12 protein-coding genes and 1 pseudogene are annotated in these 14,206 nt (G+C 69.5%); 7 read left to right on the forward strand and 6 right to left on the reverse strand.

Translation table 11 applies throughout. From position 1 onward, the window contains the following. Positions 1–22: 22 nt before the first annotated feature. Positions 23–2,218 carry a prolyl oligopeptidase family serine peptidase gene (locus ACTWQN_RS34605; RefSeq protein ID WP_443207874.1) on the reverse strand — a complete coding sequence of 732 codons (2,196 nt, stop codon included), beginning with the start codon at positions 2,216–2,218 and terminating at the stop codon, positions 23–25. A 225-nt stretch (positions 2,219–2,443) separates the two neighbouring features. Between ACTWQN_RS34605 and ACTWQN_RS34610 the strand changes: the two genes are divergently transcribed. After that, on the forward strand, positions 2,444–3,079 hold the full coding sequence (locus tag ACTWQN_RS34610; protein WP_443207875.1) for an HNH endonuclease: 636 nt from the start codon (positions 2,444–2,446) through the stop codon (positions 3,077–3,079). Between the two features lie 70 nt (positions 3,080–3,149). On the opposite strand, the gene ACTWQN_RS34615 is transcribed toward ACTWQN_RS34610, so the two are convergent. After that, positions 3,150–3,443: a right-handed parallel beta-helix repeat-containing protein gene (locus tag ACTWQN_RS34615; RefSeq protein WP_443207876.1), complete on the reverse strand. Its 294-nt coding sequence runs from the start codon at positions 3,441–3,443 to the stop codon at positions 3,150–3,152. A gap of 501 nt (positions 3,444–3,944) precedes the next feature. Here ACTWQN_RS34615 and ctaJ point away from each other — a divergent pair. Next, positions 3,945–4,205: an aa3-type cytochrome oxidase subunit CtaJ gene (gene ctaJ / locus ACTWQN_RS34620; protein WP_443207877.1), complete on the forward strand. Its 261-nt coding sequence runs from the start codon at positions 3,945–3,947 to the stop codon at positions 4,203–4,205. After that, positions 4,192–4,695 (forward strand): DUF5130 family protein, encoded by a 504-nt coding sequence (locus ACTWQN_RS34625; RefSeq protein ID WP_443207878.1) that lies wholly within the window; start codon positions 4,192–4,194, stop codon positions 4,693–4,695. Before ctaJ ends, ACTWQN_RS34625 begins: the two co-directional genes overlap by 14 nt. A 64-nt stretch (positions 4,696–4,759) precedes the next feature. Here ACTWQN_RS34625 and ACTWQN_RS34630 read toward each other — a convergent pair whose 3' ends face one another. After that, positions 4,760–5,497, reverse strand: a complete 738-nt coding sequence (locus tag ACTWQN_RS34630; protein ID WP_443207879.1) for a response regulator — start codon at positions 5,495–5,497, stop codon at positions 4,760–4,762. 158 nt (positions 5,498–5,655) lie between these two features. Next, entirely contained in the window at positions 5,656–8,232 is a 2,577-nt protein-coding gene (gene pepN / locus ACTWQN_RS34635) for an aminopeptidase N (RefSeq protein WP_443207880.1), read from the reverse strand. 300 nt (positions 8,233–8,532) lie between these two features. Between pepN and ACTWQN_RS34640 the strand changes: the two genes are divergently transcribed. Continuing rightward, a complete protein-coding gene (locus ACTWQN_RS34640; protein WP_443207881.1) occupies positions 8,533–9,147 on the forward strand; it encodes a mycothiol-dependent nitroreductase Rv2466c family protein in 615 nt (204 codons plus the stop codon). Between the two features lie 80 nt (positions 9,148–9,227). Next, entirely contained in the window at positions 9,228–9,890 is a 663-nt protein-coding gene (gene nfi, locus ACTWQN_RS34645; protein WP_443207887.1) for a deoxyribonuclease V, read from the forward strand. 40 nt (positions 9,891–9,930) lie between these two features. Here the strand turns inward: nfi and ACTWQN_RS34650 are convergent, their stop codons facing one another. Together ACTWQN_RS34650 and ACTWQN_RS38080 are read right to left on the reverse strand one after the other, a co-directional pair. After that, positions 9,931–10,278, reverse strand: coding sequence for a toxin-antitoxin system YwqK family antitoxin (locus tag ACTWQN_RS34650; RefSeq protein WP_443207882.1), 348 nt, complete (start codon positions 10,276–10,278; stop codon positions 9,931–9,933). A gap of 28 nt (positions 10,279–10,306) precedes the next feature. Next, on the reverse strand, positions 10,307–13,024 hold the full coding sequence (locus tag ACTWQN_RS38080; RefSeq protein ID WP_504230373.1) for a DUF8616 domain-containing protein: 2,718 nt from the start codon (positions 13,022–13,024) through the stop codon (positions 10,307–10,309). On the opposite strand from ACTWQN_RS38080, the gene ACTWQN_RS34660 reads away from it, so the two are divergent. After that, positions 12,963–13,310 carry a hypothetical protein gene (locus tag ACTWQN_RS34660; RefSeq protein ID WP_443207884.1) on the forward strand — a complete coding sequence of 116 codons (348 nt, stop codon included), beginning with the start codon at positions 12,963–12,965 and terminating at the stop codon, positions 13,308–13,310. The genes ACTWQN_RS38080 and ACTWQN_RS34660 overlap by 62 nt on opposite strands. Before the next feature lie 75 nt (positions 13,311–13,385). Further along, a pseudogene (locus tag ACTWQN_RS34665) lies at positions 13,386–14,206 on the forward strand (hypothetical protein); the annotation flags it as partial.

A 14,206-nucleotide genomic window follows, 5' to 3' on the forward strand; every position in this document is an offset into this window, starting at 1 on the left:
CTGCCGGGACCGAGTTCGGGGCTCAGTCCAGGGCGAGTCCGGTGGCCTCCGCGAGGAAGGCGAGCTGGTCGGTCGCCAGCCCCACAGTACGGGAAACCGAGCGCGCGCCATGCCCGACCTCGGTCTCCCGGCGCAGCAGAACCGGCCGTTTGGCCGGGTCAGAGCTGGTGGCGTGCTGCAACGCCGCGCACATCTTGCGGGCGTGATTCGGATCAACCCGGGAGTCCGACTCGAAGACGGTGAACAGCACCGACGGGTAGTCGGTCTGCTCGGTCACGTGGTGGTACGGCGAGTAGGACAGCAGCCAGCCGAGCTCTTCGGGATCGTCGGCGGTGCCGTACTCGTCGTTCCAGGTGCGACCCAGCAGGAACTGCTCGTAGCGGACCATGTCCAGCAGCGGCGCCGAGCACACCACCGCCCGGTAGAGCTCCGGGCGCTGCGTCAGCGCCGCGCCGACCAGCAGACCACCGTTGGAACCACCGGAGATCGCCAACTGGTCGGAAGTCGTCCAGCCCTCGTCGATCAGGTACTGGGCGGCGGCGTGGAAGTCGTCGAAGGTGTGCTGCTTCTGCTCGCGCATGCCCGCGAGGTGCCACTGCTCGCCCTCCTCGCCGCCACCGCGCAGCGACGGAAGCGCCCAGACACCACCGGCGGCGACCCACGCCAGCGCGGACGGTGTGTAGCCGGGCTCGCGGGACAGCGAGAAACCGCCGTAGCCGGTCATGAACACCGACCGCGGGCGGTCCGGTTCGGCCGCCTGGCTCAGCAGGAACATCCGCACCGGGGTGCCGTCCAGCGAGCGGTAGGTGACCTGCTGGGTGTGCACCGCGGGCAGTTCGGCGGTGCCCGGCGCCTGCCGGTCCACAGTGGTCTGCCCGGTGTCGCGGGAGTAGGCGTGCACGCAGGGCGGGGTGGCGAAGTCGGTCCAGCCGATCCAGAGCCGGTCCCGGTCGCGGTCGGTTGCCTCGTCCACCACGTTCAGCGCGGTGACCTGGCCGGTGCCGGGCAGCGGCACCTCGGCGGTCTGCCGCCCGGTGGCGGGATCGTGCAGCGTCACCTCGGACACCGCGTGCCGGGTCCGCAGCACGACCAGCTCCGGATCATCGTCGCCGGAGTCGAACCAGCGCACCGCCTCCAGCACCGAATCGGGCTCCTCGCCGATCAACTCGGTCCAGTTCGCCGGTTCCGGCCGGGCCGGGTCGGCCACGCACAGCCGCCAGCGCGGCGCGTCCAACGTGGTCAGCACGTACAGCCGACCGTCGCGCTCCACCCAGGCACCGACCCGGTAGCCGTCGGAGGTGTCCACGACCTGCCGCAGGTTCGGCACCGCACCGTCCTCGGCGAGGTCGGCGATCCACACCGAGTCGCGCCGGGCGGTACCCGGGCTGCCCTCGACCACCAGCCAGCGACCGTCCCGCGACACCCTGGTGCCGTAGTAGTAGGTGTGGTCCAGGCCCTCGCCGTGCACCAGCAGGTCCTGGTCGGGGTCGGCGCCCACCCGGTGCCGCCACACGCGGCGGTGGAACTGCTGCTCGCCTTCGGGCACCAGTTCCGGGGCGAGCCGACGGACGTAGAAGTACTCGGTGCCGCCGGGCAGCCAGGAGATCGCCGAGTAGCGGCACCGGTCGATCGGGCCCTCGATGATCTCGCCGGTGGCGACGTCCATCACGTGCAGCAGCGACTCCTCATCGCCGCCGACGGAGATCTGGTAGGCCAGCCGATCGCCCTCCAGGCTCGGCGACCAGGTGTCCAGCGTGGTCAGTCCAGACGGATCCAGCTGGGCCGGGTCCAGCAAAACCCGCTCGGTGCCGTCGGGTTCGCGCACGTGCAGCACCGGGAATTCCTGGCCGGGCTCGCGGCGGGTGAAGAACGCCCGTCCAGCGCGCCAAGCCGGGGCTGACACCGAACCGGCCGACAGCAGCGACTGCATGCGCTGCGCGGCAGCGTCCCGACCGGGCAGCGCGTCGAGCCAGGTGCGGGCCAGCTCGTCCTGCGCGGCCGACCACGCCTCGGTGCGCGGATCGGCCGGGTCCTCCAGCCATCGGTAGGGGTCGGCCACCTGGTGGCCGTGCAGGTCTTCGACGATGTCGTCGCGGTCGGCGCCGGGGTAGTCCAGGTGCGCGGCTTGAACGTCGGTCACCTCCGCGACGATACGTGCCTCGCACGGCCGTTCGGTGATCTTGAAGTGTTCGTCCTCGGCGAACCCGACACGATTCACCCGGAATGATCATTATTGATTCACCGGTGCGCGATCGGGAATGGATGACCTGCGTCGCCGGGTTGGTGGTTGTGACCGAGCGAGGTGTGGTCCGAGGTGTCACCACCGGCCCCGCAGTGGGCCGCTACGGAGCGCACTCTATTCTCGGCTTGGCGTGTTGAATCACACGTGCCTTCGGGCGGGGTTGTGTGTTCGACTATGCCCGACACCGGTGGAGGTGGTCGCGTGCCCGACCGACAACCGACCCGACAACCGGCGCTGAAGGCCACCGGCCTAGCGTCGCGGGCGTCGTTGTGCCCACCAAGCCGTGCGGAGGTCGATCGGCCTCCCGGTCACGCTCCGTCCTGGCGCAAGCGGCGGGTCCTGCTGCTCAACACCACGTTCGAGCCGCTGACCGCGCTCCCGCTGCGTCGGGCGATCGTGTTGATCGTCTGCGGCAAGGCCGAGGTGGTGCACGGCGACTCGGCGGGCATGGTGCTGCATTCGGCTACTGCCAGCGTCGAGGTCCCGTCTGTGATCAGGCTGAGCAACTTCGTGCGAGTGCCGTACCGGGGCCGGGTGCCGTTGACCCGGGCGGCGCTGATGCTGCGGGACAACTACCGGTGCGTGTACTGCGGTTCTCGCGCCGAAACGATAGATCATGTCGTGCCGCGCAGTCGCGGCGGCCCGCACACGTGGGAGAACTGCGTCGCCAGCTGCACCAAGTGCAACCACCGCAAGGCCGACAAGACGCTGAGCGAACTGGGCTGGCGCCTACCGGTGGCACCGCTCGCGCCGCGCGGGCGGCACTGGCGGCTGCTGGCGGGACTGTCCGAAACGGACCCGTTGTGGCTGCCGTACCTCGGTGAGCCCGCAGCCTGAGGGTTCGGTCCGGGTGGTGGAGAACTGCCGTGGGGTGCGTCGGTCGGCAGCGTCGTCGCTGCCCGGCCGATCAGCTGATCCGCACACCCCGCTGCCCGCTGATGCGGACGCCTTGACGACCGCTGATGCGCACACCGCGCTGCGCGCTGATCCGGACGCCCTGCTGGCCGCTGATGCGGACACCCCGCTGGCCGCTGATCCGCACGCCTTGACGACCGCTGACGCGGACGCCCTGTCGACCGCTGATCCGCACACCCCGCTGGCCGCTGATCCGGACACCGCGGCTGATCCGCACGCCGCTGGAGATCCGGACGCCCTGTTCGCGTCCGCTGATCCGCACGCCGCGCTCGCTGCTGATGCGCACGCCGCTTTCCCGGCCGCTGATCCGGACCCCGTGTTCAAGCAGTGGTCGGTGAGTGGCCGGAAGAGTGAGGGCGCTGCTCTGAGTGGCGGTTTCGATGATCGACATTGTGTGCCTCCCGCATTCAATAACTGCTTTGAACGCATGTGATCAAATATGCAAGACCCATACAGGTGAAAAACTATGATCAGGAAGGCCCCGGAACAAGCCGCCAAGTCGCCGCGTATTGCAACCGTCTGGTTGGACTCCATTCGGTCGCAACAGCTACTCTGAACGAGTTACTTTAGGTGAGATAAGACACACTTGACTAGTAACCGTGCGTAGTTCCCTGGGGTTTTTGACCGGCTCTCACCAGCAAGAACCACGTCGAGGCGCACCAAGCCCCCGCATCGAACCACTCGCACGTGACGTGTCGACCCGACTCCGGATGTCGGTCACCAGTACCGATCGTGCGCCGCCGAGGTCGCGGCACACCACGGAGAAGTCATCGGATACCGTACTCCCGTGACTGTCGTGGAGACTGTGCTCGTCTTGGCGGTGATCCCAGCGGCCATCTACGGCCTGATCGTGCTCATCGCGATGTGGCCCAGGCTTACCCGCCCGCGTTACCGCGCGGGACAGGAGTGGGATTTCGCGCCGGTGTTCTGGGTGGCCAACCCGGCGGGTGTGAACACCGCCGCACCGATCGCAGACGTGGACTCGGAGGCTGCGCCGGACGATGCGCGGCCCAGCACCGCTCGGGGAGGCGCACGTGGCAACTGGTGAGATCGCAGGGCGGTCCGCCGCGGACGCGCAAGAGCTCAGCGTCGGAGAGGCGATGATGGCCACCGGTCGGCTGTCCATCGCCCGGCGCGTCGAGCCGGACCGGCCCCGGTTGCCGTTCAGCCCCGGCCAGCTCGCTCGGCTCGACGAGGCGCTGACGCTGTCCAGCCGCAGCACCGGGCTCGAATTCGCGGTCTACCTCGGCGACCTCGGCGAGGACACCCGCAAGCAGGCCGAGGAGTTGCACGCCAACCTCGGCGCGCGGGCCGCCGAGGGCGTGCTGATCGCGGTTTCGCCCGGTCAGCGGAAGTTCGAGCTCATCACCGGTGACGAGGCGTACCGCCGGATCCCGGACCGCAGCTGCCAGCTGGCCGCGATGAGCATGGTGGCGTCCTTCAAGGAAGGCGAGCTGATCGAGGGCCTCGTCGGCGCCCTGCGGATGCTCGCCGATGCCGCCGGGAACAGCTACCAGGAATCCCGCACCCATCACTGAGCAGTCGCTGTCGGGGTCGTGAGTGGAAATTCCGGTAAGCGCCGGAGCGCCCGCTCACGACTGATCACAGCAGGCCGAAGCTCTGGAAGTTCTGGAACATCTCGTAGGCCGACGACGTCGTGCCGACCGCACCGGACTGCCGCGCCTGTTCGCCGTACTGCTGCTGCGCCCGCTGGGTGCTGAACACGATCACCGGCGTGTCCACGCCCAAGTCGCGGAGTTCGCCCAGCAGCGCTAGCCCCGCGTCGGGACGCCACCGGCCGTTCTCCTTGCGCCCCATGTCCTCCACGATCAGCCGGTACGGGCGCTGCGAGAGCTCCGCCAACGCTTCGTCGGTGGTCGACACCATGGTGACCCGCACGCCGTTGTCCCGGAGCTGCTCCGCCAAGATCGCGTGCGCCTCCGGCTTCTCCGCGACCCACAGCACCGCGGACGGCTCCGGGCCCACCGGCGCCTGCACCGGCGGCAGTTCGCCCTCGCCGTCACCGGAGATGTCGGGCACTTCGGGCAGCGCGGGCGCCGGAACCAGTTTCGCGGTCTCCAGCGCGGTGGCGCCGATCCGGTCGCGCTCCTCCAGCTGCCTGCTGAGCAGGCTCAGCTGCCGCTGCAGGTCCTGGATCATCTCGTTCTGCTGGTCGTTGAGCTCGTGCATGGTCAGCCGCTGGCCGCCGATCTCGAACTCCAGCTCCCGCTTCTCAGCGGTGCGCAGCACGCGTCCGATGGCGCGTCGGAACACGAAGATCGCCATCAGGGCGATCAACGGCCACAACAGCTGGGCGATCGACGAGATCAACTGAGGCATCGACGCTCCCACCCCTCACGCCGCACAGATCACAAGCAGCTTACGCGCTGTGCTCGACCAGGCACGAAACGTGTTCACGGGGTGTTTCGCCAAGGGTGAAGGGCACCTTCGACCGGCATAGTCGGTCAAAGGTGCCCTTCACCTCGCACTCTTCCGGGTCAGGAGCGGTCGAACTCGCGTGCTGCGAGTGCGCGCACGATGCCCGCGCGGCCTTCGGAGACCAAGCGGTGCAGCGCCGAGGCGTGCTCGTCGGCCAACCAGGAGTCCGCCGCGGCCACCGTGTCGTCGGCGACCGCCCACGACGGGAACAGCCCGATCACCGTCGGCTGGGCCCGCTCGCTGGAGCGGCGCTGCCAGACCTCGTCGATCTCCTCGAAGTAGCGCCGCACGTACGGCACGAGCAGTTCACGCTGCGCCGGGTGCTGGAAGCCCGCGATGATCGCGTCGCTGACCGCGTTCGGCAGCTGGTCGTCGTGCACCGCCCGCTGCCAGGCCTTCTCCTTGGACTCCGGGGTCGGGATCAGCGCCCGCGCCCGCTCCGCGCGGCGGCGGCCGGTCGCGGTCTGGTCCTTCGCCAGCTCGGCGTCGATCTCGGACTCGCCAGCCGCACCGTGCGCGACCAGCGCCTGCAGCAGCTGCCAACGCAGGTCGGTGTCGACGGCCAGCCCGGCCAGCGGCGCTGAGCCGTCCAGCCAGCCGCGCAGCTCGGTGACCTGGTCGTCGGCGAGCACCGAACCGGCCAGCGAGTTGACGAACGCGAGCTGGTGGTCCGAACCGGGCTCGGCGCCGCGCGCGAGCTCGAACAGCCGACCGGTGAACCGCCGCCAGCCCTCGGCCTGCCACGACGGGTCCACATAGGACGCGAGTGCGGTCTGGGTTTGCAGCAACACCCGCTGCACCACGCCGATCTGGCTTTCGGCGCCGATTCCGCCGTCGGCGGAAGCGCCCAGCACCAGGGTCACGAAGTCGCGCGCCTTGAGCTCCGCCTCGCGAGTCATCTCCCAGGCGGTGGACCAGCACAGCGCGCGCGGCAGCGACTCCGCGATGTCGCCGATCCGGTCGATCAGCGTGGCCAGCGAATCGGCGTCGAAGCGCAGCGAGCAGTAGGTCAGATCGTCGTCGTTGACTAGGACCAGCTTGCCGCGGTGCACGCCGATCAGGTCGGGCACCTCGGTGCGCTCGCCGGTCACGTCGAGTTCGACGCGGTGCTTGCGCACCAGCTTGCCGCCCTCGTCGTCGTAGATGCCGATCGCCAGCCGGTGCGTGCGCAGCTCGCCCGCCCCGGGCCGGGCCCCGTTCTGCACCACCGAGAACGAGGTGAACCGGCCGTCGTCGTCAGTGCTGAACCGGGGCCGCAGCATGTTCAGGCCGGTGGTCTCCAGCCACTGCTCGCTCCACCACGACAGGTCGCGGCCGGAGGCCTCCTCCAGCGCCCGCAGCAGGTCGTTGAGGGTGGCGTTGTCCCAGGCGTGCCGGTTGAAGTAGATCCGCAGCCCGGCCAGGAAGTTCTCCAGACCCACGTACGCCACCAGCTGCTTGAGCACCGAGGCGCCCTTGGCGTAGGTGATGCCGTCGAAGTTGACCTCCACGGCCTGCAGGTCCTGGATGTCGGCGGCCACCGGGTGGGTGGAGGGCAGCTGGTCCTGCCGGTACGCCCAGGACTTCTCCACGCTGGCGAACGTCGTCCAGGCGTGGTCGTACTGGGTGCCGCCTACCTGCGCGAGCACGCTCGCCCAGGTGGCGAACGACTCGTTGAGCCACAGGTCGTCCCACCAGCGCATGGTCACCAGGTCGCCGAACCACATGTGCGCCATCTCGTGCAGCACCGTCTCGCAGCGCCGCTCGTAGAGGTAGCTGGTGACCTTCGACCGGAAGACGTAGTCCTCCAGGAAGGTCACGCAGCCGGCGTTCTCCATCGCCCCGGCGTTGAACTCCGGCACGAAGCACTGGTCGTACTTGCCGAACGGGTACGCAACGCCGAACGCCCGGTGGTAGAAGCTGAAGCCCTGCTTGGTCTCGGTGAACAGCCGGTCCGCGTCCAGGTGCTCGGCCAGCGAAGCGCGGCAGTAGATGCCCAGCGGGATCTCGCCCTGCCCGTCCTCGCCGGGGAAGACATCGCGCCACTCGGCGTACGGCCCGGCCACCAGCGCGACCAGGTAGGTCGACATCCGCTCGCTGGTGACGAAGGCGTGCCGGTTGCCGCCGTCCGGTCGGGCGGTGATCTCGGCGGTGGCGTTGGAGATGACCTTCCAGTCGCCGGGCGCATCCACGGTGAGCCGGTAGGTGGCCTTCAGGTCGGGTTGGTCGAAGCAGGTGAACATCCGCTTGGCGTCGGCGGTCTCGAACTGGCTGTAGAGGTACACGCCGCCGTCCACCGGGTCGATGAAGCGGTGCAGGCCCTCGCCGGTGTTGGTGTACGCGCAGTCGGCGCGCACCACCAGTTCGTTGTCGACGGCCAGGTCCGGCAGCTGGATGCCGGTGGACTCGTCGTAGTCGGAGACGTCCAGTTCGACGCCGTTGAGCACGGCGCTGTGCACCCGGTCGGCCACCAGGTCGATCCAGCTGTCGGCACCCGCCTGGTTGCTGCGGAACCGCACCGTGGTGGTTGAACCGAACGTCTCGACGTCCGGCCCACCCGCGCCGGCGGAGAGATCCAGTTCGATCACGTACGACTGGACCTCCAGCAACGCCGCACGCTGCTCGGCCTGGTCGCGGGTGAGGTTCGGCGGGGCCACGGATCACCTCGTTGTTCGTCGGGGACTGGTCGGGCCAGGGACCGGGCGGGCACCTGGCGCAAGGCATCAAATCACGTCCGTGTGCGGGCGCGCCGCCGGGCAGGTCCGGCTTCGTCGTCGGCGTGTCGGGTCGATGGGAAGACAATGGGCTCTACCGGGGTTGGTACCCATGACGGCGCGTGCCCGAACGCGCCCGCGATCGGACTTTTCGAACACCGGAGGCGTCATGGGCGGAAACTTCGCGCGCCGCGCCCGAGCCTGCCGACCGGTCGTGGGTGTCGCGCAACTACTGGAGGCTTGATGAGCACCGCTGCCCGACCGAGGGTCGACTTCTACTTCGACCCGGCGTGCCCATTCGCATGGGTGTCCTCGCGCTGGATCCTGGAGGTCGCCAAGGTCCGCGACATCGACCTGCACTTCCGGGTGATGAGCCTGGCGGTGCTGAACGAAGGCCGCGACCTGCCCGAACAGTACCTGGAACTGATGACCAAGGCGTGGGGTCCGGTGCGGGTGGCCATCGCCGCCGCCAAGCACCACGGCGAGGAGGTCCTGGAGCCGCTCTACACGGCGATGGGCACCCGGCTGCACAACCAGGGCAACAAGGACTTCGAGCAGGTGATCAGCGAATCGCTGGCCGAGGCGGGCCTGCCCGCAACGCTTGCCGAAGCGGCGGAGAGCACGGAGTACGACGCGGAGCTGCGGGCCAGCCACCACGCGGGCATGGACCCGGTCGGCGACGAGGTCGGCACCCCGACCATCCACGTCGACGGCGTGGCGTTCTTCGGGCCGGTGATCACCCGCATCCCGCGCGGCGAGGAGGCGGCGCAGATGTTCGACGGCGCGCTGGCGCTGGCGCGCTTCCCGTACTTCTTCGAACTCAAGCGCACCCGCACCGAGTCGCCCCAGTACGACTGATTGGTGGACGAGTGAAGGGCACCTTTCGCCAAGTAACTTGGTAAAAGGTGCCCTTCACCTGTCCTACGATCGGGTACGTGATTCGCGTCCACGACCTGCACCCGTGGCCTTCGACGGAGGCCGAAGCAGTTGCGATCCAGGAGCGACTGCGCCCGTTGGTGCGCTTCGACGGTGCGCCCGCCGAGGTGCGCACGGCGGCGGGGCTGGACGTCGCGTACCGGGATGATTCGGACGAGCTGGTTGCCGCGGTGACGGTTCTCGACGTCGCGACGCTGTCCGTTGTGGACAGTTCGGTGGTGCGCGGGAAAGCGGAGTTCCCCTACGTCCCAGGCCTGTTCGCGTTCCGCGAAGCACCGTCGCTGCTGACGGCGCTGGCGGAGCTGTCGGTCGAACCGGACGTCCTGGTCTGCGACGGCCAAGGCCTGGCCCACCCGCGCCGCTTCGGCCTGGCCTGCCACCTGGGGGTGCTCACCGATCTGCCCAGCATCGGCGTCGGCAAGACGGCGATGGGCCGCTACGATCCCCCGGGCGAACAGCGGGGCGCGTGGTCCCCGCTCCGCATGGACGACGACGTCGTCGGCCGAGCCCTGCGCACCCAGGCGAGGGTGAAGCCGGTGTTCGTGTCGGTGGGCCACCGGTTCACCCTCGACGACGCCTGCGACCTCGTCCTCCGCCTCGCGCCGAAGTACCGCCTACCGGAGACGACCCGGGCGGCGGACCACCTGGGCCGTCGATCGGTTTGAACGCCGACGTTCGCCCTTGGATCCCGCCCCGGCGCGGCGCCTACTGCGGTTCGCTGCTCTTTCGGGGTGCCTTGCCGCTGTAGTCTTCGAGCAACTCGCCCGATTCGTCCCAGCGCTTGCGCTTCAGCAGATCCCCGAGATCGTTGAATTCGTCATACCTGGCGAGCTGCCCGGTCGGATGCCATTCGCGCCATTCGCCAACGGCCTGCCCGTGATCGCACTGCCCTTCCAATTGTTTGGTCCCGTCGGGAAACCACTCGACCTGCGGGCCGTGTTCGATTCCGTCTGCGTAGGTCGTCAGCTCGATCATGGTCCCATTGGGGTCAAAGTCGACGATCTCGCCAGTGAAGGGCCTTCCCTGGTACGAAGTGATCATGCGATCGTCCATCGAGGTTTCCGCTCTGTTGACGCGCATTTCATTCACCGGATCCCTCACCGTCGGTTCGCAGGCCGCTGTCATTCTCAATTGAATGCTTGCTGTCAGTGTAGCGGTAGTCAGACGGGTTGAAGGAGAAGCGTCCGGTGTAGCTGGGCACCCCGCGGAGCAGGGTGTCGCAGTTCGCGCACGCCGCTGCCTCGTTGCCGATGGACATGTTGCCGCCGTTCTTGATCCAGCGCGGATCGATGCGCAACTCGTCGAGGGTGGCCCTGGTTACCGGCTCTCCGCTCCTCTCGCGTGCCCAGAGCAGTTCGTTGGTGGCCTTCACCTCGGCATGCCTCAGCGGCTTGTCGAAGTGCGGTTTTCCGTCGAACACGGCGTCGTTGCCATCTCGGTCCTTGGCGACCGTGGTCTCGGATTCCATCACCGGATACTGCCAAGCGCCGAGGGACTCCAGGTTCTCGCGGAGAAGCGGGTGGAGGTTTTCGGCCGTCAACAAGTCGTTCGGACGCCCATTCACACCTTCGGTGATCATCCCGGTGCGGAGGTCGATTGCGACGGCCGAGCAAGGTCCGTCTTTTTTGTGGGTGCCTTGCGCGATCGCTTCCGATCGTTCCTGTGAAAGGTTCTGGACGTAGTCCCGAACGGGAACAAAATTCCCATTGTTGTCCTTGACGTGAGTGATGAGCTCATCGTCGTTGCGAATGACCCGATCTCTCGGCAAGGTCTCCACGAGTGCGCCCCGAGTCCGGTCCGAAGGGCCGCTCTCCGAAAATGCTGGAGGTGCTCCGGGATCTGTTTCCGGGATTTCGGAGAAGTCGATCGGGTTGTTCGACGGTTCATCGGCGGCCGGCGGCTTGTACTGCGTCGGATCCTCATCGGTCTGATCGCCAGCTGCTTCGTCGTCGGAGGCATTCTGGTCGTCGTTGGACGGCTCTTCGCCGGGCTGCTCGTCCGACTTCGAGTCCGCGACATCGTCATGTTGATCGCTCGTCGCGGGATCGTTCTCAGCCGGACTCGGCGAACCGTCCTGCGTGACCTCGAACCGGCCGTTGTTCTCCCGAATGGCAGGGAGTTGGTCCCCGGCCGCATCCGCCTGGTAGATGTCCCGACGCCGCCACACTCCGTTGGCGTCCGGGCCGTTGTAGTAGCGGTTGCGGTAGTCGGGGTCCTGGATGCGGTCCTCGATCTTGTCCTTGAAGTCCGGATGCCCGGGCGTTTCGATGTCGAGCTCATCACCGCGCGGCGGGTAACCCCGGGCTTCGGCGTCGTCGGGCTGGGCGCCCGGGTCTTGGCCGTCGTGGGACGGGTGGAAGCCGTCGCTGCTGGCGGGGGTCGATGTGCCGTCCGGGTTGTGGGTGTCCCAACCGCTGTTGGGGGGCCAGCCGGGGCGGCCGTCGGGGCCTATGTCGCTGGCGAAGACGCGGCCGTTGCCGTCGGTCCAGGCGAGGCCGCGTGGTGCGGTGACCGGGACGCCGAGTTCGTTGGACAGGTCGCGGGCCAAGCCGCTGGTACCCGCGTCGCAGGACAGCAGGCGGATTGGTTGGCCGTTCCAGTTGGGGTCGTTGCGGAGCATGTCGGCGAGTTCCTTCGGGCTGAAGGTGTGGTCGCCGACGCGGACTCGGCCGTCGGGCAGCGCGTGCACGTCGACGGTGTGGTGCACGCCGTCGTCCGGCACCCGCTGTGCGAGGTCCCGCATGTTGGGGTCGGTGTGGAAGGACGAGCCGCCTGGTGTGGTGTCGCGTTGGGCTGCGGCGTCGTCGATTTGTTGCTGGCGTTCCGGAGTTCCAGGGTCCGCGTCGCCGTCCTGGTGGTGGCGCGGGTCGGAATCCGCGGTGTCGGCATCGGGACGGTGGTCGGGCGCGGAGTCCCGCGGCGACGTCGGGTCCGAACCGTCCGGCCGCGAACCCTGCGGATCGCGACGGCCGTCCGGGCCGGAGCCGTCCGGCCGCGTGCCAGAACGATCCGGTGTCGGCTGGCCACTCGGCCGCTGATCCGCGCCAGGGCGCGTCGTGCCATCCGGTCTCGTCGTCCCGTCAGGCCGTGCGGTTCCGTCTGGTCGCTGGGGCCCGCCAGGTTGTGTCGTCCCGTCGGGCCGGGGCGCTGCGGTGTCCGGGCGCGGTGGAGGTCCATCCGGCCGTCCGAAAGGACCGTCGGGGCGCGGTGGCGCTGCGTCGGGCCGTGGCGGTGGCCCGCCGGGACGCCCGGTGGTCGCGTCGGGTCGCTGCGGCGGGCCGTCCGGCCGCGGCATTGCGCCGTCGGGGCGCTGGTGCATCGGGCCGGGCCGGGGTGGTCCTGGTGGGGTCGAGTCGTGCGGGCGCATCGGCGGACCATCCGGTGTGCGCTGGTGCGGCACACCCGAGTTGCCGGGGCCGTCCGGGCCACCGAAGGGTCGCGGCGGCGCGCCTTGCGGTGCTGGTCCGCGCGCTGCCGCGCTGGTGGGCCGTTCCGGTGGCCGAGATCCGTCCGGGCCACCGGGGCGACCGCCGTCTGGCCGCGACGGCCCGCCCGGTGTGCCAGGAGTGCCCGGTGTGCCAGGACGCCCGCCGCCGTCGCCGCCCATCGGGCGACCGGCCGCGCCAGGGGAGCCCGAAGTACCGGTCCAACCGCCGCCTCCGCCGGGGCGGCCTGCACCGCCACCGGCAGGCGCCGCGCCACCCGCACCGGCCATGCCGCCAGCCATCCCACCGCCCATGGCGCCGCCACCACCAGCGGCGGTGGACTGGTCGGGGCGCGGCACGTTGGACGTGGGCATCGGCCCAGCCGTGCCCGGCGCGGCGGTTGCCGCCGGAGCGTCCACATTGGATGCTGCCGTGGTGCTGGCCGGGGTGTCCGGGGAACGGTCCGCGCCCGCACCGGAGTTCGGCATCCCGCCGCCTCCGCTGTGCGGCACACCGCCGCCACCGCCCGCGCCACCGTGCGGCATCCCGCCACCGGACGCTCCGCCGCCACCTGCGCCGCCACCTGCGCCGCCACCTGCGCCGCCGGATGCTCCGCTGCCGGAAGAAGGATCGGACGCTCCGCCGCCGGACGGCGCATGACCGCCACCACCAGAAGCGGGCGCATCGGCGCTGCCGCCGCCGGACGGGACATGGCTGGCGCTGCCGGAGGAACCGTTGCCGGAGCTGCCGGAGTCGGCTGGCCCGGGGTCGCTCGCGACGGAGCTGCGTCCCGATGCACCCGAGCCAGCTCCGTCGCCCGACGACTGCGACGAACCGGAGGAGTCCACATGGGACGGACCTGATCCCGAGCCGTTGGGCGAGCCCGGCGAGTCGGATGAAGATGAGTACGCGGACATCGTCTCCGGCCGCGACGAACTGCCGCCACCGGAGGACGAGTCGGAATCGCCTGCGGACGGGCGGGAGTCGGAACCGCTCCCGGAGGAGGAGCCCCCGGAAGACGAACCCGAGTCGCCCGACGGGCGGGAATCCGCGCTGCTGCTGGAGGACGCGTCGGAGCCGCCCCCGGAGGAGGAGCCCGAATCACCCGCTGAAGAACGAGAATCGGAGCTGCTGGTCGTGGACGAGCCGGAGTCGCCCCCCGACGGCCCGGAGTCGGAGCCACTGCCGGAAGAGGCGCCCCCGGACGACGAGTCCCCGGAAGATGAACCCCCGGAAGATGAACCCGAGTCGGCGCTGCTGCTGGAGGACGAGCCCCCAGCGGAGCCGGAGTCGCCCCCAGACGAACCGGAATCGGAACCGCCGCTGGACCCGGAGCCGCTGGAGCCCGAGCCGCCGGAGTCGCCGCCACCGTCGCCTGCGACGGATGCTCCGAGGTTGTCGGGGACGTCGGTGCGCATGTTGGCGACTGCTTCGCCTCCGGCGCCCATTCCGGCGCCGGTGACGCCGCCGGACATGGCGCCGGTGCCGACTTCGCCCCAGTCGATCTTGCCTTCGGTGATGAGTTGTTCGGCGGCGCTGCCCACGGCGCCTTCGGC

Origin of the sequence: Saccharopolyspora antiqui, assembly GCF_052246905.1 — a bacterium.
Classification (GTDB): Bacteria; Actinomycetota; Actinomycetes; order Mycobacteriales; family Pseudonocardiaceae; genus Saccharopolyspora.